This is a genomic window from Amycolatopsis azurea DSM 43854 (assembly GCF_001995215.1).
Classification (GTDB): domain Bacteria; phylum Actinomycetota; class Actinomycetes; order Mycobacteriales; family Pseudonocardiaceae; genus Amycolatopsis; species Amycolatopsis azurea.
Genome location: NZ_MUXN01000002.1, coordinates 409,859 through 430,999, shown reverse-complemented (window position 1 = coordinate 430,999; position 21,141 = coordinate 409,859). Strand labels below are relative to the sequence as shown.

The 21,141-nt window shown below is 71.5% G+C and carries 11 protein-coding genes; 1 reads left to right on the top strand and 10 read right to left on the bottom strand.

Features of this window, described 5'->3' with window-relative positions; genetic code table 11:
* Positions 1 to 18: 18 nt before the first annotated feature.
* The 4 genes from B0293_RS04260 to B0293_RS04245 form a co-directional block, all read right to left on the bottom strand.
* Positions 19 to 5,349 carry a type I polyketide synthase gene (locus tag B0293_RS04260; RefSeq protein WP_005151648.1) on the bottom strand — a complete coding sequence of 1,777 codons (5,331 nt, stop codon included), beginning with the start codon at positions 5,347 to 5,349 and terminating at the stop codon, positions 19 to 21.
* Positions 5,350 to 5,536: 187 nt separating this feature from the next.
* Positions 5,537 to 9,007, bottom strand: coding sequence for a non-ribosomal peptide synthetase (locus tag B0293_RS04255; RefSeq protein ID WP_005151647.1), 3,471 nt, complete (start codon positions 9,005 to 9,007; stop codon positions 5,537 to 5,539).
* Entirely contained in the window at positions 9,004 to 12,426 is a 3,423-nt protein-coding gene (locus tag B0293_RS04250) for an AMP-binding protein (protein WP_005151646.1), read from the bottom strand. The genes B0293_RS04255 and B0293_RS04250 overlap by 4 nt, the downstream gene beginning before the upstream one ends.
* A gap of 385 nt (positions 12,427 to 12,811) precedes the next feature.
* Positions 12,812 to 13,420, bottom strand: coding sequence for a DUF1345 domain-containing protein (locus B0293_RS04245; RefSeq protein ID WP_005151645.1), 609 nt, complete (start codon positions 13,418 to 13,420; stop codon positions 12,812 to 12,814).
* 211 nt (positions 13,421 to 13,631) lie between these two features.
* Between B0293_RS04245 and B0293_RS04240 the strand changes: the two genes are divergently transcribed.
* Complete coding sequence (locus B0293_RS04240) at positions 13,632 to 14,111, top strand: hypothetical protein (protein ID WP_005151644.1); 480 nt, start codon at positions 13,632 to 13,634, stop codon at positions 14,109 to 14,111.
* A 20-nt stretch (positions 14,112 to 14,131) separates the two neighbouring features.
* Here the strand turns inward: B0293_RS04240 and B0293_RS04235 are convergent, their stop codons facing one another.
* The 6 genes from B0293_RS04235 to B0293_RS04210 form a co-directional block, all read right to left on the bottom strand.
* A complete protein-coding gene (locus B0293_RS04235) occupies positions 14,132 to 15,922 on the bottom strand; it encodes an ABC transporter ATP-binding protein (protein WP_077241225.1) in 1,791 nt (596 codons plus the stop codon).
* Positions 15,919 to 17,601, bottom strand: coding sequence for an ABC transporter substrate-binding protein (locus B0293_RS04230; RefSeq protein WP_005153079.1), 1,683 nt, complete (start codon positions 17,599 to 17,601; stop codon positions 15,919 to 15,921). Before B0293_RS04230 ends, B0293_RS04235 begins: the two co-directional genes overlap by 4 nt.
* Before the next feature lie 10 nt (positions 17,602 to 17,611).
* A complete protein-coding gene (locus tag B0293_RS04225; RefSeq protein ID WP_005153077.1) occupies positions 17,612 to 18,607 on the bottom strand; it encodes an ABC transporter permease in 996 nt (331 codons plus the stop codon).
* Positions 18,607 to 19,545 carry an ABC transporter permease gene (locus tag B0293_RS04220; protein WP_005153070.1) on the bottom strand — a complete coding sequence of 313 codons (939 nt, stop codon included), beginning with the start codon at positions 19,543 to 19,545 and terminating at the stop codon, positions 18,607 to 18,609. Before B0293_RS04220 ends, B0293_RS04225 begins: the two co-directional genes overlap by 1 nt.
* 241 nt (positions 19,546 to 19,786) lie before the next feature.
* The gene (locus B0293_RS04215) at positions 19,787 to 20,239 is read right to left on the bottom strand and encodes a helix-turn-helix domain-containing protein (RefSeq protein WP_005153068.1); all 453 of its coding nucleotides are present in this window, start codon (positions 20,237 to 20,239) and stop codon (positions 19,787 to 19,789) included.
* A gap of 155 nt (positions 20,240 to 20,394) precedes the next feature.
* Entirely contained in the window at positions 20,395 to 21,132 is a 738-nt protein-coding gene (locus B0293_RS04210) for an ABC transporter ATP-binding protein (RefSeq protein ID WP_005153066.1), read from the bottom strand.
* Positions 21,133 to 21,141: the final 9 nt, after the last annotated feature.

The window sequence follows — 21,141 nt, the reverse complement described above, 5'->3', positions numbered from 1 at the left end:
CCCAATGGCAGTCACGGCTCAGCGCTCGAGTTTCGGGATGGTGGTCCGGGCGGGTTCGGCGGGCGCCTCGGTCTTGCCGGCGCGCAACTCCTCGATCCGCTCGGCCAAGGTGGCCACTGTGGACGCTTCGAACAGCGTCTTCATCGCCAGCCGTGTGCCGGTGGCCTTGCGCACCTGGGCGATGAGCTGGATGGCGACCAGCGAGTTGCCGCCGAGAGCGAAGAAGTCGTCGTGCACGCCGATCTTCTCCACACCGAGCAGCTCCGTCCACTGGCGGGCGATCTCGGCCTCCAGGTCGGTGCGCGGGGCGACGTAGTCGTCCTCCGACACGGTCACCGTCGCTTCGCCGGGTTCCTCCAGTTCTTCGGCACCGACCTGGCGCTCGATCAGCTCCCGCACCGGCAGGGTGGTGATCACCACCTGCCCGCCGAGGCCGGGGGCCAGCGCCCGGACGAACGCCTCGGCGCCGTCCACCGGCCGGATCCCGGTCGACGTCGACCCCGTGTCCACAGTGGACATGGAGGGCTTCGAAGTCAGGCCGCCGCCGACGGCGTCCTGATCGACCTGGCGCAGCACGAAGTCCTCGATCGTGACGAGCACGCGGCCGGTCTCGTCGCACAGCGAGAGGTCGGCCGCCACGACCTGGTCGCCGCCGGAGTCGCGGTAGCGCAGATGGCTGCGGAAACTCGCCGGGAGCACGTCGTGCACGACGATCCGGCCGTAGCTCATCGGCAGGTAGGTCCCGCTCCCCCGGCCTCGGCCGAACGCGGTCGCGACGTCCAGCAGTGCCGGGTGCAGCCCCCACACGCCGACGTCGCCCGCCGCCGACTCGGGAGCCGTGATCGTGGCCAGTTCCTCCTGTGCGCCGATGCGGTGTTCGCGCAGCGCCGCCCAGCGCGGGCCGAAGGTGACCATGCTGGTGCGGCCGGTGCCGAAGCCGTGCCCGTCGTCGATCGGCTCGGTCCGCCCGGTCACCGCCTCGATGTCCACAGTGGACGTCGCCCCGGCCGCGATCCACCCGGCGGAGCCACGTACGTGGGTCCGGCTCGCACCGGCGATGTGGCTGGTCACGGTGAAGTCGTCCCCGTCGAACTCCACGCGGTACTCCGCGGTGGCGCCGTCCGGGACGCCGAACGGCTCCAGGAACGCGACGTCCCGCAGCTCGACGACGTGCCCGTCACCCGGTTTCGGCAGTGCCGCGGCCACCGCCGCGCGGACGGTCTCCAGGTGTCCCGTGCCCGGTACCACCGGTACCCCGGCGATCCGGTGCTCGTCGAGCAGCCAGTGCGTGGCAGCCGAGACGAGGCCGTGTGCGCCGTCCTCGGTGCGCGTGGTGAGCACGGGGTGCTCGACCGGGCCGAGTGCCCGCGACCGGGCGGTGCGGATCGTGGCGGGTGCGGCCACCTCGGCGGCCATGCCGACCTCGTCCCAGCCACCCCAGGCATGCGAGACCAGCCGCGCCCGCCAGCCGTGGCGGCCCCGCGCGTAGGCGTCGAGGAAGTTGTTGGCGGCGCAGTAGTCGACCTGCCCGATGCCGCCGACCACCGCGGTGATCGACGAGCACAGCGCGACGAAGTCCATCGGCAGGTCGGCGAACGCCTCGGCGAGAGCCAGCGTCCCGGCGATCTTCGGGGCCAGCACGGCCTCGGCCGCGGCTCGCTCCTTCACCTCGGCGACGCCGCCGCCGGGCGTCCCGGCGGCGTGCACGATCCCGTCGAGGCCACCGAACTCGCGCTCGGCCAGCTCACGCACTTCGCGCAGGCGCGCCGCGTCGGTGACGTCGGCGGCGGCGACGTGCACCACCGCGCCCGCGGCCTCCATCCGCCGCACGGCGAGCATCGTGCGCCCGGCGCGGTCGGTGCCGCCGTGCGTGGCGAGGTGCGCGTCCCACTCCAGCCGCGGCGGCAGCGCGGTGCGGGCGAGCAGCACGAGCTTCGCCCGGACCCGGCGGGCGAGGTCCTCGGCGAGCGTGATGCCGATGCCGCCGGTCCCGCCGGTGATCAGGTAGCGGCCACCGTCGCGCAGCACCGGCTCGGTGGTCGCGGGCAGTTCGATCTGGGTGTGGTCCAGCACCCAGCGACGGCCGGCCCGCAGCGCGACCTCGGCCGCCGCGTCAGCCGGGCGGAACAGTTCGGCGACGGCGTCCTGCGGGTGCGCCACGTCGGCGTCGATCCGGCGCACCACCGTGCCCGGGACCTCCAGCGGCACCACCCTGGCGATGCCGGCGAGGGTCGCGTGCTCGGGGCTGGTCAGGTCGGTGCCGGTGACGTCGGCGGTGCCGGTGCTCAGCACGTCGATCCGCACCGGCTCGCCCCAGGCCTGGACGAGGTTGAGCAGGCTGAAGAACCCGTGGTCCTGGGCCGCCATTCCGCGCTCGTCGCGCGGCACCAGCGTCCAGGCGTGCACGATCCGCTCGGGCCGGACGGGCAGCGCGGCCACGAGCGCGTCGTAGTCCTCGCGCACCCCGGGCCGCACGGTGAAGCCGGTCTCCGCCGCGGTGAACCCGTCGCCGGGACGCACCTCGGTGACCGTCACACCCGCGTCGCGCAGCAGTCCGGGCAGGACACCGTCGGCGGCGAAGACGAGCGCGTTCGCGAAGGGCTCGCGTCTCAGGTCCGGTTCCGCCTGACGCCACGCCGGGACCGCGAACCACTGGGACAAGGGCAGCGGGCCGGTCGACCGCGCGGGCAGGGTGTCGGTGATCGGGTCCGGGTCGACCCAGTAGCGCGTGCGCGCGTACGGGTAGCCGGGCAGCGGTACCCGGTTGCCGGGCGCGCCGAACGTCCCCGGCTCCAGGGAAACCCCGTTGGCCCACAAGAGACCGGCGGCGCCATACAGTGTTTCGACGTCGCCGGAGCGCTCGGTCCGGCCCGGCAGGCTCGGCTGCGGCGCGGGCATTCCCTTCGGGACCTGCCCGCGGGACAGCCCGGACAGCTGGTGACCCGGGCCGCATTCGACGAGCGCCCAGCGGCCGCCCCGCGCGAACAGGGTCTTGACGCAGTCGCCGAACCGGACGGCCTGACGCAGGTGGGAGGCCCAGTAGGCGGGGTCGGTGGCCTGGGCGTCGGTGATCCAGTCGCCGGTGACGTTCGACAGGAACGGCAGCGCGGGCGCGGTGCGGGCGACGGCGGCGACGGCCTCGGTGAACTCGGCGAGGACCGGGTCCATCATCGGCGAGTGGAACGCGTGCGAGGTCACCAGCTCGCGGCACTGCACGCCGCTGGCCCTGAGCGTCGCCGCGAAGTCCGCGACCGCGTCCGACGGCCCGGCCACGACGCACGTGCCGGGCCCGTTCACCCCGGCGACCGCGAGGGTGCCCGGCAGCCGCCTGGCGACGCTCTCCTCGTCGAGCTGGACGGCCAGCATCGCCCCGGCGGGCATCGACTGCATCAGGCGGCCGCGAGTGGCGACCAGGTTCAGCGCGTCCGGCAGGGTGAAGACCCCGGCGACGGTGGCGGCGACGTACTCGCCGACCGAGTGACCGATCATCGCCGCGGGTCGCACGCCCCAGCTCTGCCACAGCTTCGCCAGCGCGTACTCGACGACGAACAGCGCGGGCTGGGTCACGCGGGTTTCCCGCAGCGCCTGTTCACCACCGCGTCCGAAGATCAGGTCGCGCAGCTCCGGCAGCTCGGATTCGAGCAGCCGCAGGCATTCGTCGACGGCCGCGGCGAACACCGGCTCGGCGTCGTACAGCTCGGTGCCCATCCCGGCGTACTGGGAACCCTGTCCGGGGAAGAGGAACGCCACGTTCGTCTCCCCGGCCCGCGCGGACACGAGGCGCCGGGAGTCGCGCAGCCCGTCGACAGCGTCCTCCGGGTCACGGGCGACGACGACCGCGCGGTGCGGGTACTCGGTACGCCCGGCGGCCAGGGTGTGGGCCACGTCGGCGAGATCGAGGTCGACGTCCACGGCCAGCCGTTCGGCCAGCCCGTCGACCGCGGCCGAGAGCGCTTCCGCGGTGTTGGCCGACACCCGCAGCAGGTGCGCCGGGTGCGGCGTCCGGCGCCGCCCGAGGACCGGCGCCTCCTCCAGCACGACGTGCGCGTTGGTGCCGCCGACGCCGAACGAGCTGACACCCGCCCGCCGCGCCACCGGGCCCGCCTCCCACTTCTTCACCTCGCGCGCCGGGTAGAACGGGCTCGCCGGGAAGTCGATGCCCGGGTTGGGTTCCTGGTAGTTGATGGTCGGCGGGATCAGCCCGTGTTCCATGACGAGCACGGCCTTGATCAACGAGACCACGCCCGCCGCCTGCGACAGGTGGCCGATGTTGGACTTCACCGAGCCGATCGCGCACCAGCCGGTGTCCGCGACCCCGTTTCCGTACACAGTGGACAGTGCGGTGATCTCGATCGGGTCACCCAGCGCGGTGCCGGTGCCGTGCGCCTCGACGTAGCCGATGGTGCGCGGATCGACGCCCGCCATGCCGACGGCCTGCGCGACCGCCTCCGTCTGCCCGGACACGCTGGGCGCGGAGAAGCCGACCTTGGTGGCGCCGTCGTTGTTGATCGCGTTGCCCAGCACGACGCCCCGGATGTGGTCGCCGTCCTCGATCGCCTGTGAAAGCCGCTTCACCAGCACGACGCCGACGCCGCTGCTCCAGACCGTGCCGTTGGCGTCGGCGTCGAACGCGCGCACGTGGCCGTCCGGCGAGGTGAAGCCGTCGACGCCCATGTAGCCGACACCGTGCGGCATCTCCACGTTGACCCCGCCTGCCAGCGCCATGTCGCACTCGCCGTTGCGCAGCGCCTCGCAGGCCAGGTGCACCGCGACCAGCGACGTCGAGCAGGCGGTGAACACCGCGAGGCTCGGGCCGCGCAGGTTGAGCTTGTACGACACCGAGGTCGTCAGGTAGCTCGGCTGGTTGCCGGTCGAGATGCCGATACCGCCGTGCTGCGAGGCGAGGAGCCGCTCGTTGCGCAACAGGTTCTCTGTCAGGTAGCCGGTGCCGCCTGACCCGCCGTAGACGCCGATCGCGCCGTCGAAGCGGGCCGGGTCGTAGCCCGCGTCGGTCAGCGCGGCATGGCACGACTGGAGGAACAGCCGATGCTGCGGGTCGGTGATCTCGGCCTCGCGGCTGGTCATGCCGAACAGTTCCGCGTCGAACTCGTCGAAGCCGTCGACCACGGCGGTGGCGTTCACCCAGCTCGGATCGTCCACGGTGTCCGGTGCGGCGCCGCGGGCGATCATCTCCTCACGGGTGGCGGGCACGATCGATTCGACGCCGTCGACGAGGTTGCGCCAGAACTGCCGCGCGTCACGCGCGCCGGGCACGCGGACGTCCAGTCCGACGATCGCGATCGGTTCGGCTCCGGGATCGCCGGTGCCGGTTTCGGGGAGGTGGTTCACGGTGGTGCTCCTATCAGTGTCCGTTGGTGAACCCGCGTCCGCGATCGCGTCGGCAGGGCGCGACCTGGTCTTACCTCTCATGTTGGTGACGGAGGCGCCCTGCCACCGCGATAGCGGGGCCTTCGGCCGGGGCGGGTTCACGTGTTATGTCCCTTTCGTGAGGCGCGTCGCAGCTCCGCCGAACTGGCTATCCGGGACCGGCCGGGCCGGCGGTGCGACGGGGTCTTCTGGTCTGGGTGCGGCCGCGGCGGGCCGCGACGCGCTCGGCGGCGCGGGCCAGTTCCGGGACGGCGCCGCCGCCGGAGTGCAGATGCGCGGCGAGGGCACGGACGGTGGGGTGGCTGAACAGGTCGACCATCGGGATCCGGCGGGCGAGCCGGGCGGTGACCTGGGCGTGCACCCGGGCCAGGGCGAGCGAATGCCCGCCCACGTCGAAGAAGTTGTCGGTGTGCCCGACTTCGGCGACGCCGAGGACGTCACACCAGGCACGAGCGATCACCGCCTCGGTGGCGGCGAGCGCCGCCGGGTCCGCGACCACCACCGACGTCGGCCGGGCCAAGGCGCGGGTCGTCGCGGCGGGCGCGACGGTGCGGACGCTCGCCCGCGGCAACTCCGGCACGCTCGTCCCGACGGGTGCGTCCGGCGCCGCGGTCAGCGCGTCGAGCAGGGCGACGTAGTCCTCGGCGAGCCCGGCCATCCGGGCGTGGTCGAACAGGTCCGGGTTGTACAGCAGTTCGACGCCGTCGTCGTGGACGTACACCGTGAGGTCGAACGGTGACCCCGGCTTGTCGACCGGCAGCCACGCCGAGGCCACGCCGGGCAGGTCCAGCCGCGGCTCGGTGAAGTTCAGGACGTTGAACATCACCTGCACGAGCGGGGCGTGCGAGGGATCGCGGGGCACGCCGAGCGCCTCGACGAGCCGCTCGACCGGTGCGGCCGGATGTGCTGTCGCGGCAAGGAGTTCCGCGCCGCCCTCGCGGACGTGCGTGGCGAAGTCCGCGGCGTCGTCGGCCCGCAGCCGCACCGGCACGATGTCCACGAAGAACCCCGCGACCTCCTGGCATTCGGCGAGCTGCCGGTCCGCGACGACCGTGGCGACCAGGTGGTCGGTCGCGCCGGTGAGCCGCCGCAGCAGCTGGCCGAACGCGGCGAGCAGCACCCCGGCGCGGGTCGTGCCGGTGCGGGCGGCCAGTGCCCGGACCGACTCGACTGCACCGTCCGGAAAGGACTGACGCAGGCTCGCGCCCCGGTAGGTCTGCACGGCCGGACGCGGCCGGTCCCGGGGAAGGTCCACTGTAGACGGTGCTCCGGCGAGATGCCCGGTCCACCAGGCGACGTCGACGGCCTCCCGGCGTGCGTCGCGTCCGGCCCGCCACACCGCGTAGTCCGCATAGGACGCCTCCGTCGGCGGCAGCGGCTCGCCCCGGTAGGCCGCCGACAGGTCGGCGCAGAGCAGGTCCTGCGACCAGCCGTCGAACACCGCGTGGTGCAAGGTGAAGCCGAGCACGTGCTCGGTCTCGCCGAGCCGGTAGAGCCGCACGCGCCAGGGAGCCTCGCGGTCGAGGTGCACCGGCGTCGCGGCGTCGGCGGCCAGCCGGGCCCGCAGCCCGTCTTCGGTCACCGGCGTCACCGGCAGCGGAACGTCCGACGGCGGCAGGAGGTCCGCCAGCGGCGCGCCGTCGACGGCCCGGATCCGCCAGCGGAGCACGTCGTGCCGCTCGGCGACCGCGCGCAGGGCGCGGCGCAGCGCGTCGGCGTCCAGCGCGCCGGTCAGCCGGAACGCCATCGCGATGTTGTACGGCGCGGCGTCCGGGGCGAGCTGGTCGAGGAACCACAGCCGTCGCTGCGGCGGGGACAGTGCGGGCGGGTGCCCGGTGGTCAGCCCCGGCCCGGTCAGCGGCGACGCGGCCGCGACCCGCCGGGTGAGCCCGTCGAGAGTGCCGCCGGCCAGGACGTCCTCCGTGGCGACGTCCGCGGCCAGCTCCGCCCGCAGCGCCGCGACCAGGCGCATCGCGGCGATCGAGTTCCCGCCCGAGGCCAGGAAGTCCGTCCCCGCGCCGTCGCCGAGCACTCGCCGCCAGATGGCCGCGACCGCGCGTTCGGCCGGGGTGCCGAGCGGGCCGAGGTCCTCCCGTTGTCCCGCCAGCGCCGCTTCGGCCAGCTCGCGCAGCGCGGGCCGGTCGATCTTGCCGGTGACAGGGCTGAGGGGCAGGCGGTCGAGCACCCGGATCACGGCCGGGCGCATCGCCGCGGTGAGCCGGTCCCGGCCGAGTGCGTCCACATCGGACGGTGCGGACACCGGGGTCAGGAAGGCCACCAGCCGGTTGCCCGCCGGTCCGGGGACGGCCGTCACGGCGGCGGCGTCGACGTCCGGGTGCGCCGTGAGCGCGGCTTCCACCTCGCCCAGCTCGATCCGCTGGCCGCGGACCTTCACCTGCCGGTCGGCGCGGCCGGCGAACTCGAGACGGCCGTCAGGCAGCTCGCGCGCCAGATCGCCGGTGCGGTAGAGCCGTTCGCCCGGCGTGACCGGGTCGTCGACGAACTTCGCGGCGGTCAGTTCCGGGCTGCCGAGGTAGCCCTGCGCGAGGCCCGGGCCGCCGATGAGCAGCTCGCCGATCTCGCCGGGCGCGACCGGCCGCAGTTCGGCGTCCACGACGTACGCCCGGTGGTTCGGTGTCGGGCGGCCCAGCGGCAGTGGATCGGCGGGGATGCCGGTGACCTCGTCGGTGACGACCACGACGGTGGTCTCGGTCGGGCCGTAGGCGTTGAAGAACCGGCGGCCCGGCAGCCAGCGCGCGGCGAGGTCCGCGGGCACCGGCTCGCCACCGCAGGCGATGACGCGCCAGCCGGGAACGGCCGCGGGGTCCACCATGGACAGCAGGGTCGGCGTGACGAAACCCCACTCGACGTCGTGCTCGACGAGGAACCGCCGCAGCCGTTCGGGGTCCGCCCGGTCGGCGGCGCCTGCCAGCTGGACCGATCCGCCGTGCGCCAGCGGGACGAACACGTCCATGGTGAAGGCGTCGAAGGCGAGTGAGGAGATCCCGAGCGTCCGCATGCCCGGCCGGAGCCCGAGGGCGGCGGCGAACCCGGTGACGAACGCGACCACGTTGCGATGACTGGTCAATACACCCTTGGGGCGGCCGGTGGAGCCGGAGGTGTAGAGGAGGTGGACGAGATCCTCCGGCCCGGCGGGACACTCGACGGACTCGACAGACCCGTTCGCGGGCGGAGGCACGTCGAGAGCCTCGATGCCTTCCATCGCACCGAATTCGGCCCGCGCGCGATCACCGACGACGAGGGAGGCCCCGGCGTCCGCGGCGATCTCGGCCAGCCGCGCCTTCGGGCCGCCGGGTTCGAGCGGCACATAGGCGGCACCGGACAGCAGCACGCCCACGACGGTCGAGATCAGCTCCGGCCGCCGATCGGCACAGACGCCGACGCGGGTACCGGGCCCGGCGCCCCGGGACCGGAGCAGTCGGGCGACGCCGGTCGCCGACGCGACCAGTTCGCGGTACGTGAGCCGGGAGTCACCCTGCCGGACGGCGACGGCGTCCGGGGTGCGCGTGGCCTGAGCGAGGATCAGCCCGGTGAGCGTGGTGTCCGGATAGGACAGTGGCGGGCCATGGCCGCCCGCGACGGGCAACGTGTCGGTCACCGAGGGCTCCCCTGATCGGATGTGTGCAGTGGGTCGATCCAGTGCCGCTCCCGCTGGAACGGATAACCCGGTAACGGGACGCGGCCGGGTTCGCCGCCCGCGCCCCACTCGAACTCGCCGCCCTCGGCCCAGTGGACGGCCAGGTCCCGCATCGCTCCGGCCGGGCCTTCGACGTCGGTTCCGTTCGCCAGCAACGCATCGAGCGCGGCGACCGCCGTCGCGACCGAGTCCGCCACCACGGCGGCCCGGCACGCGAACCCCCGCCGGACCGAAAGCGTGTACGCCGCGTCCCCGAGGTCCGGCGCGTCCGTGGCGAGCCGGTCGCGCAGCCGGGACACCGCCTCGCGCAACGCCTTCGCGTCACGTGCGGACACCGGCAGGACGAACGGACCGCTCGCCGCCTGCCGTGGTGGGACGGCCGGGGCCTCCTCCACGATCATGTGCACGTTCGTGCCGCCCATACCGAACGAGCTGACCCCGGCCACCCGCCGCTCGCGGTCGGGCCAGTCGGTGGCCTTCGCCGGGACGTACCAGGGACCGCCCGCCAGGTCGACCTCCGGATGCGGGGCCGTGAAGTGCAGGCTCGGCGGGATGACGCCGTGCCGCACGGACAACACGGCCTTGATCAGCCCGGCGATGCCCGCCGCCGCGTCGAGGTGCCCGATGTTCGTCTTCACCGAGCCCAGCGCGCACGTTTCCGGCTGCGCGTCCCGGTAGACGCGGTTGAGCGCGGCCACCTCGATCGCGTCGCCCAGCGGGGTGCCGCTGCCGTGGGCTTCGAGCAGCGCGACCTCGTTCGGGTCGACCTCCGCGACGGCCAGCGCTTCGGCGACCGCGGCCGCCTGCCCGGCCGGTCCCGGCACGGCGTAGCCCGCGCGGTTCGGACCGTCGTTCGTGATCGCCCAGCCGGGCAGCACGGCGTAGACGTGGTCGCCGTCGGCGAGCGCGTCCGCCAGCCGTCGCAGCACGACCGCCCCGGCACCCGAGCTGAACCCGGCGCCCGCCGCGGCGACGTCGAACGCGCGGCACCGGCCGTCGGGCGAGACGAGCCCGCCGCCTCGGTACCTCGGCCACGTCACGCTCGCCCCGCCTGCCAGCGCGACGTCGCACCGGTAGTCCGAGAGGCTCTGCGCGGCCAGCGCCACCGCCGCGAGCGAGCTGGAACACGCGCTCTGCACGGCCACCGCCGGCCCGGTCAGCCCGAGCCGGTAGGCGACCTGACCGGGCAGGTGATCGGTGAGCTGGCGGCCGGTCAGCCGCCCCTCCCAGTCGTCCGGGTCGACGTCGCCGGTCACCGCCGGATTGCCGAACAGGTGGAACAGGAAGTAGCGGTTCACCGAGGTGGCCGTGAACACCCCGACCGGCCCGGTCTCGGCGGCGGGGTCGCGTCCCGCGTCCTCGAATGCCTGCCACGCCGTTTCGAGGAACAGGCGGTGCTGCGGGTCGGTTCGCGCGGCCTCGTCGGCGGTGAAGCCGAAGAACCCGGCGTCGAACTCCTCGACACCCTCGATCCGGCCGCCCGACCGCACGTACGCCGGGTCGGCCCGCAGGCCCGGCCCGATGCCCAGCGCCGCCAGCTCGTCGTCGGCGTAGTCGTGGATCGAGTCGGTGCCCGCGCAGAGGTTCCACCAGAACGAGGCGGTGTCCGGCGCTCCCGGGAACCGGCAGGCCAGCCCGACGACGGCGATGAGGTCCCCGGCCTGCTCGTCCTCGGTAACCGGCGCCGGAGTGTCCGAAGTGGACTCCGTGAGCCAGGCAGCCTGCCCGGCGATCGTCGTGCGCTCGAACAGGGCGAGCAGCGGGACCTCCACCTCGAACTCTTCGGCCAGCCGTACCTGTACCCGGCCGAGCCGCAGCGAGTCGCCGCCGGCGTCGAAGAACGCCTCGGTGCGCCCGACCCGGTCGCGGCCCAGCACCGTGCACCAGATCCGGTGCACGCGTTCCTCGGCCGGGGACAGCCGCTCGGCCGGGGTGGCCTCGGCCGCCCGTGGGTCCGGAAGCGCCAGTTCGTCGAGTTTTCCGGTGACGGTCAACGGAAACCCGTCCAGTACCGCGACGGCCGCGGGTACCGAGTAGCCGGGCAGGACGTCCGCCAGGGCGGCCCGCAGCACCCGGCCGTCCGGACGCGGACCGGCCGCGGTCACGTAGGCGAGCAGGTCGCCGTCGCGCACGATCGCACGGGCTTCGGTCACGCCGGGCTGTTCGGCGAGCCGGGCCTCGATCTCGGTCAGCTCCACCCGGAAGCCGCGGACCTTGACCTGCCGGTCGAGCCTGCCGAGGCAGACGAGGTTCCCGTCCGGCAGCAGCCGTCCGAGGTCGCCGGTCCGATAGCGACGGCCACCGTCGGCCGTCACCCCGAACGCCGGGCTCGGCTGGTCGAGGTAGCCGTCGACGAGGTGCCGCCCGCGCACTTCGAGTTCGCCGCTGTCCAGCACGGTGAGCGTGAACCCGGGCAGCGCGCGCCCGATCGGCAGCGGACCGTCGGCGTCCGTGCCCAGCTCGGCGGCGGTCGTCCGATAGTGCGCGGCGAAGGTCACCTCGGTGGCGCCGTAGCCGTTGACGAACACGCACTCCGGCGCGAACCGGCCGCGGCGGACGTCGGCGTGGGTCGCCTGCTCGCCGCCGAGCAGCACGGTCCGCACGGACGGGAGGCCGGTGTCGCCGAGGACGTCGAGCAGGTGCCGGTAGACCGTGGGCGTCGAGTGGTAGACGGTCACCTCGTGTCGGGCCAGCTCGCGTGCGGCGTGGGCGAGACCGTGCGCGCGCAGGTCGATCGGCACGAGCGCGGCACCGCTGAGCAGTGCCGGGTAGAGGTCCGGGATCGCCGCGTCGAAGCCGAACGACGCGAGCAGGCTGAGCCGGTCGGCCGCGGTGATGCCGAGCGCGGCGATCTGGTTGTCGACGACGTGCAGGAGGTTGCGGTGGGTCTGCGCGACGGCCTTCGGCCTGCCGGTGGACCCGGAGGTGAACAGCACGTACGCCGGACTGTCCGGATCGGACTCGGGTACCGGGAGCGGCGCGGTCTCCGTGCCCACGCGCACGAGCCGGGCGGATCCGTTGCGGCACAAAGACTCCGCCAGCTCGATGTAGTCCGGATCCGCGAGCACGGCGGTCACCCGCGCGGCCGCGAGCTGGTGCTCGAGACGCTCCTGGGGGAAGGTCGGGTCCAGCGGGACGTAGGTGCAGCCCGCGGCGAGGGTGCCGAAGATCGCCGCGATCGCGGCACTGCCGTGCCCGGTGACGAGCCCGACCCGCTCCCCCGGCCGGACACCGGCGTCGAGCAACCGCGACGCACGGCCGCCCGCGAGCCCGGCTAGCCCGGCGTAGGTGAACTCGGTGCCGTGTTCGAAGACCGCGATCCGGCCAGGCGACTGCCGGGCGTGGATGTCGAATCGGCTGACGCAGCCGGGTTCTTTCATCGGACGTCGAGCAGTCGCTCCGAGTTTTTTCGGGCGCGCGACAACAACGGCGTGGACTTCATCTTGCTCCCCAGTGACCATTCAGGCGAAGAATCACGCAAGGTTAAGTCGCCCGGCCGCGCGGAGGAATACGGATTCCGTTGATTTGGTTCGAATGGCCTACCGATCTTGGACCATACGTTGCAGCCAGCCACGCCTTCCCGGCAAAGTGACAGCAAAGAGGACATTTCCCGCTCGACCTCCGGCCACCTTCGACACTCGGATGACTACGCAAAGTAATGTGTCGGATAATAACCGACACCGTGTCGGAAATGCGTTTGCGAAAACCGGCGGAGAATTTCAGCGAAATCGATTCAGAAATACGAGCCCGGCATCCTCAGCCTGGTCATCCTTTGAGCCAGTCGATGGCGATGGCGATGAGCACGGCGTTGAAGAAGAAGCTGACGACGCTGTGGGCGATGACGCGACGCCGCATCGGCCGGGTGGTGACGGTGACGTCGGAGACCGCGAAGGACGTCCCGATCGTGATGGCGAAGTACAGGAACTCGGTGAACTGCGGCACCGGGCACTCCGGGAAGTCCAGCCCCCGGTCGGCGACGTACTCCCGCGCGTAGATCTGCGCGAACGCCGAATGCAACAGCGACCAGGACAACAGGATCGTCACCGCGGCGACCGCCTGGGCGGCCTGACTGCTCTCGTCCTCGCCACGGTTCGCGATCACCATGAGACCTCCGGCCAGCCCGGTGCAACTGATCATCAGCGCGAAGAGCTGCGTGTACCAGCGTGGACCGGCGAGCGAGCGCAGATCCTCGGGCTCGTGAGCGGGCAGCTCACGGCGCATCTCCAGCCAGCCTGTGCCGAGATACCCGATCGCGACCACGTCCCACGCCAGCAACGGGACGAGCGACGCCCGGTCACGGAGGAACAAGACCAGCCAGACCACACCGAGCACGGCGAGGACCAGTTCGAGCAGGAACATCAGCTTCCGAGTCACGCCGTCATCGTCCCCCGGCCCGACACCGAGGGCGAACGCACGGGGGCCAGGAGAAGTCCCGTCGAGAGGGGTTCGGGAGCTGTTCGCCTGCTTCGCGGTGGATCATGACGCCGATCGGTTCTTGAGTAGTTCTACTCGTGGCAGGTAGCGGGAATCCCGGCAGTATCGGTGAGGACCGCTCCGCGGAGAGCGGCTGAAACTGGGGGTTTCCATGAAGTTCCGTCGTGCCTTCACCACGCTCGCCGTCGCCGCCGGCCTGGTCACCGTGTTCGCTCCGGCCGCAGCCGCCGAGCCCGTCGCGAGTCTAGACTTCACAGCCGAACAGGGCGCCCACCCGGTCGACGGCCGAAGCGGTCACTGGACCGCCTCGCCGGAGAACGAGGTGCGGTTCTGGGAGAACGGCGCCACCCTGCGGGTCGACGCCGAGACCGACCGCGGGTTCGACCACATCGCGCTCGACTTCACCGCACCGTCCGGAAACCTGCGGGCCGGCACCTACGACCACGTCGGGGGAGCACACATCCTGGCCGTCTCCAACGGCCTGGCCTGCGTCGACGACTACTCGACGTTCACGATCGACCGCATCGAACGCGGCGCCGAGGGGCTCGTGGCCCTCGACGCGACGTTCGAGCAGCGCTGCGGCAGCCCCACGTCACCCGCTCTGCGTGGTGAGCTCCACTACCGTCGCTGAGCCGGCTTCCGCCCTACGTCCTAGGTGCGGGAAGAACTTCTGCTCGGAGGCAAGGGATCGTCGGCCCGGAGCCGCCGCCACGCTTCACGCCGTCGCCGCTGTGCCGCGGGGTCGGCGACCGGCGCGGCCGACAGCAGGCGGTGGGTGTAGGGATGCACCGGGTCGGTGAGCACCTCCTTCGTCGGCCCCTGCTCCACCACGTGACCGCGATGCATCACCGCGACCCGGTCGGCGAGCTGTTCGACGACGGCGAGGTCGTGGCTGATGAACAGGCAGGCGAACCCGAGTTCGCTCTGCAAGCTTCGCAGGAGCTCGAGGATCCGGGCCTGGATGGTGACGTCGAGAGCGCTGGTCGGCTCGTCGGCCACCAGCAGGTCCGGATCGAGAGCAAGCGCTCTGGCGACGCAGACCCGCTGGCGCTGCCCTCCGGACAGCTGGTGCGGATACCGGCCGCGCAGATCCGGGGAAAGCCGCACCGATTCGAAGAGCCCGGCGACCCGATCGTCCACTTCGGACCCGCGATGGGTGCGATGCAGCCGGATCGGGGTGGCCACACTGTCCCCCACGGTCATCCGGGGATTGAGCGAGGACAACGGGTCCTGGAAGACGACGCCGATCCGGCGGCGCAGCGCCTTGGCGGTCTTCCCTTTCGCGTGGGCGACATCGGTTCCACCGATCCGGACGGAGCCCGAGGTGGGTGGGATCAGCCCCGTGACGGCACCGGCGACGGTGCTCTTGCCCGACCCCGATTCCCCGACGAGACCGAGGATCTCGCCGGGTTCGACGTGGAGGCTCACCCCGTCCGCCGCCCGGACCGCCATCGTCCGGAAGCGGCCTCGATAGGTGACGGACAGGTCTTCCACCACCAGCAGCGGTGCTTCCGCCGGGACGTCCGGCACCGACCGGCCGGCGGGATGGTCGGTCGCGGCGTGATGACGGGCGGACACGACGGGCTCCGCCACGAGCACCCGCTCGACCCCTTCCGTCGCCGCGGCGCCGAGCGAGACCACCGAGCCGAGCAGCCGCCGGGTGTAGTCCTCGCGCGGCGCGGTGAACACCGCCTCCACGCTGTCCTGCTCTACCACCCTGCCGTCGTACATCACCACGACGCGGTCGGCGATGTCGGCCACCACGCCCATGTCGTGGGTGATCAGCAGGATCGCCGTGCCGAGCCGGTCGCGCAGATCCCGCAGCAGCTCGAGGATCTCGGCCTGCACGGTGACGTCGAGCGCCGTGGTCGGTTCGTCGGCGATCAGCAGTTTCGGCTCGTTCGCGACCGCCATCGCAATCACGATCCGCTGCAGCTGACCGCCGGACAGCTCGTGCGGATACGACCGGAACCGTTGCTCGGGAGCGGGCAGCCCCACCAGACCGAGCAGTTCGAGCGCCCGCCGCCGGGCGGCCTTCGGCGTCAGGTCCTGATGAGTGCGGATCGCTTCGATCAGCTGCTCCCCGATCGGGAACACCGGATTCAGCGCGCTCATCGGTTCCTGGAAGACCATGCCGACCTCGTTGCCCCGGACGGCGCGCAGTTCGTCCGGCGTCAGCGTGTGGAGATCGCGACCGGACAACAACGCCCGGCCGGAGACCTCGGCTTCCGGCGGCAGCAGCCCGAGCAGGGACAGCGCGGTGACCGACTTGCCCGAGCCGGATTCCCCCACCACCGCGACGACCTCGCCCGCCGACACCGACCAGGAGACCGACCGTACCGCCCTGGTCTGTCCGAAAGAGACACTGACGTCGCGCAAGGCCAGCAGGGCGGCCTCGCCGTCCGGCTCCGCCTGCCCACCGGACGGCGAGGCCCCGGTCACTGGATCAGCCCGAACTGGCGATAGTCCGGATACGCCGGGAACCGGCCGATCACGACGTTGCCGAACTTCGATCCGTGCAGGAACGAGTTCCGGGTGTAGATCAGCGGGACCACCGGCGAGTCGCCGAGGATCTTCTTGTCCAGCGCTGCCCACTTCTTGCCCGCCTCGGCGGGGTCGACCGTCGCCTGCGCCTCGGTGATCAGCCGGTCGATCTCGGGGTTGCTGTACCGCGACTCGTTGACCCCGCCGTTGCCGATCTCGGTCGACTGGAACAGCGGCTGGATGTTGGCGTTGGCCGACGGGATGTCCGGCTGCCACGAGGCCAGCGTCAGGTCGAAGTCCGAGATCCCCTTGGTGTCCACTTCGGACGTGTAGGTGTCCTCGTCGAGCACCTTGATGGTGATCTTGATGTTCGCCCTGGCCAGCGCGGCCTGGATCGCCGCGGCCTTCTCCGGGTAGCTGTTCTCGTTGCGGGTGGCCAGAACGAGACCGTCGAGACCGTTCGGCAGACCGGACTCGGCCAGCAACTTCTTCGCCTTCTCCGGGTCACCGCTCGGCGGCGCCGGGTACAGGTCGAACTGTTCGCGCCCCTTCAGGCCCGGGGTGATCAACGTGGTCGCGATGTCCCCGGCGAGTTGGGCGTTGCCTGCACTGGCGACCTGGTACGCCGCCTTGTCCACCGCGTACTGGAAAGCCTGGCGCACCTTCGGATCGACGAGCTTGCCGCGCTGGGTGTTCAGCGTGAGGAACGCGAGCGCGCCCGATTCAGAGGTGACGACCCTGGACTTGGCCGACGGGTTCGCCTGGATCTGGGCCAGCTGAGCCGGAGACGCGAACGGGATGCTGAACGCGCTCTGGTCGTCGCCGCTGTCGTCGATCAGCCGCTTCGAGATGACGCTGGTGTCCTGGCCGAGCTGGAAGACGATGGTGTCCGGGTTGGCCTTGCGGGTGTCATCGGTCGCCCGGTCCCAGTGCGGGTTCCGGACGAGCCTCGCCTCCTTGCCGCGCTCGTACTTCTCCAGCACGTACGGGCCGGACGCGACCGGGTGGTTGCCGTAGTCCGCTTCCTCGCCCTTTCCCTTGGGCACCGGGGAGAACGCGGGTGTGCTCGCGATCCAGTTCCAGTCACCGTAAGGGCGGGCGAGGTGGAACACGATGGTCTTGTCGTCGGGCGTCTCGATCGAGTCGAGTTCCTTGCCGCCCTCGAACGGCCCCTTGTACGCCAGCCCCGGGGACAGCAGGTCCTTGTGATAGGTCAGGCCACCGGAGAACGCGGCCGCGTACGTCCGCTCCAGTCCCCATTTGATGTCCTGAGACTTGATCGGGGAGCCGTCGTTGTACTTGACGTTGTCCTTCAAGGTGAAGGTCCAGGTCTTCCCGCCCTCACTCGGCCTGCCCGTGTCGGTCGCGAGGTCGGGGACGATCGTGGTGTCCTGCCCTGGCGTGACCTTCCACGAGGTCAGTCTGCGGTGCACCAGGCCGAGCGCGGTGACCACCAGGCTTCCGCTCTTGGCGGGGTCGTACTGCGCGGTGGCGCCGTCACTCAGGAGCCGGACGGTGCCACCGGGTTTGACCTCGCCGCCGGTCGCCACCGGTTTGTCGTTGGCGCCGCAGGCGGTCAGCACCGTCGTGACGGCGACCGCCCCGGCGACCGCCTTCAGCAAAGCCTTGCGTTTCATCGTTTCCCCTTCAGATCAGGCGGGCTCGCGGATCGAGCGCGCCATAGGCCAGGTCGACCAGGAAGTTCACGACCGTCACGAGCACCGCCGAGAACAAGGTCACGCCGAGCAGCACGGGCAGGTTCATCGAGGCGATGCCGTCGACCAGCAGCCTGCCGACCCCGGCCATCCCGAAGATCCGTTCGGTGATCACGGTCCCGGCGAGCAAGGCGCCGAGGTCGACGCCGAACACGGTGACCACCGGCAGAAGCACGTTGCGCAGCGCGTGCTTGCCGACGACCTTCCGCTCGGTGAGCCCCTTGGCCCGGGCGGTGCGGACGAAGTCCTCTCCGAGCGTCTCCAGCATCTGGCTCCGGGTCAGCCGCGCGTAGATCGCCGCGTGCAGGAAGGCCAGCACGAGCCAGGGCAGGACGAGATGCCAGGCCCATTGGACCGGATCCTCGCCGATCGGCACGTAGCCGTTCTTGGGCACGACGTCCAGTGCGAACGCGAAGATCGTGATGCCGATCATCCCGGCGAGGTAGGCGGGCAGGGAGACCCCGGCCATCGCGACCGCCATGGTGATCCGATCGGCCGCGCTCCCCCGGCGCAGCGCCGAGAGCACGCCGAGACCGACGCCGATGACGAGCCACAGGATCGCGGCGCCGAGCGCGACGGAGAAGCTCACCTCGATCCGTTCGCCGATCTCCGTCAGCACCTCGACGTTGTTCTGGAAGTCGTAGCCGAAACACGGGGCGTCGCAGTGGATCGCGGTGACGCCGGTCCCGAACGTCCGCCCGGCGAAGACACCGCCGAGGAATTCGGCGAACTGCCGATACCACGGCGCGTCGTAGCCCATGAACTCCCTTGCCAGCGCGAGGCTTTCCGGGGAACAGGGCCGACCGCAGGCCATCCGGGCCGGGTCGGCGGGCAGCAGGTAGAAGACCACGAACGTCACGAAGGTGACGATCAGCAGGACGAGCGCCATGCCGGCGAACCGGCCGAGCACGAAGCGCAGGGCACGCATCAGCGCCTGCCTCCCGACCGCGGGTCGAGCGTGTCACGCACCGCGTCGCCGACGACGTTGAACGCCAGCGTGACCAGGAACAGCATCAGCCCCGGGAACACCAGGTACAGCGGATCGGTCTCGAAGAAGTCGATCGCGGTGCTGATCGTCCGGCCCCAGCTCGGAGTGGGCGGCAGGACACCGACCCCCAGAAAGGAAAGCGCCGCCTCGCTGCCGATCATCGACGGGATCGACAGGCTCGCCACGACGATCACCGGTGCCCACAGGTTCGGAAGCAGCTCGCGGGTGAAGACGTGCCAGGGTCCCCCGCCCATCACCTTGGCCGCCGACACGAAGTCGCGGCCGCTCAGCGAAAGGGTCTGCGCGCGGACGATCCGCGCGACCCGGGGCCAGCCGAAGACGCCCAGTACGACGATCAGGAGGGGCAGGCGCGGGAAGTCCGGTGGCGCCATCGCGCCGAGCGCGATCATGAAGATCAGGTACGGGAAGCCCAGGATCACATCGGCGGTCCAGGTGACCACCCGATCCCACCAGCCGCCGAGATAGCCCGCACTGGCCCCGATCACCACGCCGAGCACGGTGGCCAGCGCCGTCGCGCCGAGTCCGACCAGCAACGACGTCCTGGCACCGTGGGCGACCAGCGCGAACAGGTCGATCCCGGTCAACGGTTCCACCCCGAACCAGTGGGTTCCGCTGACACCGCCCAGGGGGCCGTCGGGCAGCCCGGTCGGCCCGAGGTTGGCGATGTCCGGGGTCAGGCTCTGTCCTTCGATGAGGACGAGCAGGTCGGCGGCGGCCGCCATGGCCAGGATCAGCACCACGACGATCGCGCAGGTGAACGTCCATCCACTGGATCGGACCGCGTGCCACACCGCGGACGGCAGGGAACGCGCCGCCGTCGGCGGGATGCCTTCGGGCAGCAGCAAAGGATCGGGCACAGCACCTACTCGGGTTCATCTGATCGGGTGACGATCAGGGACCCTAAAGAAAGAAGACCGTCCCACCCAGTCTTCGCGCCGCCGTCTCACCAGCTGGACTGTGAGCTATCCGTCACCCAGCTGTCCTTTGTGGACAAATTCGGCGTTTCGCCTACGAAACGTACGCCCGCGCGAACGTCTCGACGGCTGATGACGGCGATCCCCGAAGTCCGGTTCGGCTGATCCGCGCCGTCATCACCGCTCAGCCGATGATCTCGTCGACCCGATTCCGCAAGTCCTCCTCCAGCGCCGGGCACCGGCTCGGGTTGTCATGCTCGCAGGTCAGGTGGTGCCGCAGGTGGTGCCGTGCGCCGGCCAGCTGGGCCATCCGGCGATCGAGCGCGTCGACGTGCTTTTCGATCACTTCGTGCGAGACGCGGTCATCCGGCTCCGCCATGAGAATCCGGGCGACATCCCGCAGAGGCATCTGCCCGCTGTCGGCGTAGAGCTGGATCAGCACCAGCCGCCGGAGCTCGGCCGCCCCGTACCACCGGCGCCCCGCCCTGCGCTCGACTGGTTTCAGCAGGCCCAGCTCATCGTAGTAGCGCAGCGCCGAGGTTCGGATGCCGAACTTCTCCGCCACCTCGCCGATCGGTAACAACCCTGCTTCGTCCATGCCGCCCAGCCAGTTCCCCTCGATGCCGTATCTGCTCACCCTACCCATCCGGCAGGGATCAGCAGACGGTCGAGCGGATCCGCTCAGCCGGCGACGCTCGATCCGGCGGGCTCGTCGGCAGAACGGCTACGGGCGGCCCCGGACAGTCCGAAAAGGACCCCGCACAGGACGACGCCGCTGTCGGTTTCCGCCGGTCATGTGACAGCTCCTTGCGCACGTACCAGCCTGCCGTAGACGCCGTCCCGCTCGAGCAGTTCGGCCGGGGTGCCCTGCTCCACGACTTCGCCGTGCTCGAGGACCACGACACGGTCCGCGTTCCGGATGGTCGACGGCCGAGGGGCGATCACCAGCGTCGTCCTGTCCCCCGCTACCCGGTCGAGTGTCTCCTGGACCGCCGATTCGGTGTCCGCGTCGAGGCTCGACGTCGCCTCGTCGAGCAGCAGGGTCGGTGCGTTCTTCAGCAAGGCGCGGGCGATCCCGATCCGCCGGCGTTGACCGCCGGACAGCCTGACGCCACGTTCGCCGATCGGAGTGGCCAGCCCCTCCGGCAGTCCGTCGACGAACTCCCCGAGACCGGCGGCCGCGACGGCTTCCGCTATTCCGGCCTCGCCGGCGTCGGGCCTGCCGAACGCGATGTTGTCGCGGACGCTCCCAAAGAAAAGGTAGGTGTCCGGTGAAACGACCGCGATCGTCGAGTGGATCTCGGCGAGCGGCAGACCGCTCAGTGCCCGGCCACCAAGGCGAATCTCGCCCTCGCCCGGGTCGAAGAACCGGAGCGCCAAAGCCACGAGCGTGCTCTTCCCCGCACCGGACGGTCCGACGACCGCGACGGTCTCCCGGGGGCCGATCTTGAAGGAGACGCGCCGCAGAGCGAGGTCGTCGCGTTCGGGATACCGGAAGGTGACGTTGTCGAACTCCAGTCCGGGGATCACGAGGGCCCG

Coding starts and splice junctions, on each gene's coding strand:
- B0293_RS04240 (WP_005151644.1), top strand. CDS start 13,632: ATGAAGTTCCGTCGTGCCTTCACCACGCTCGCCGTCGCCGCCGGCCTG.
- B0293_RS04250 (WP_005151646.1), bottom strand. CDS start 12,426: ATGAAAGAACCCGGCTGCGTCAGCCGATTCGACATCCACGCCCGGCAG.
- B0293_RS04225 (WP_005153077.1), bottom strand. CDS start 18,607: ATGCGTGCCCTGCGCTTCGTGCTCGGCCGGTTCGCCGGCATGGCGCTC.
- B0293_RS04230 (WP_005153079.1), bottom strand. CDS start 17,601: ATGAAACGCAAGGCTTTGCTGAAGGCGGTCGCCGGGGCGGTCGCCGTC.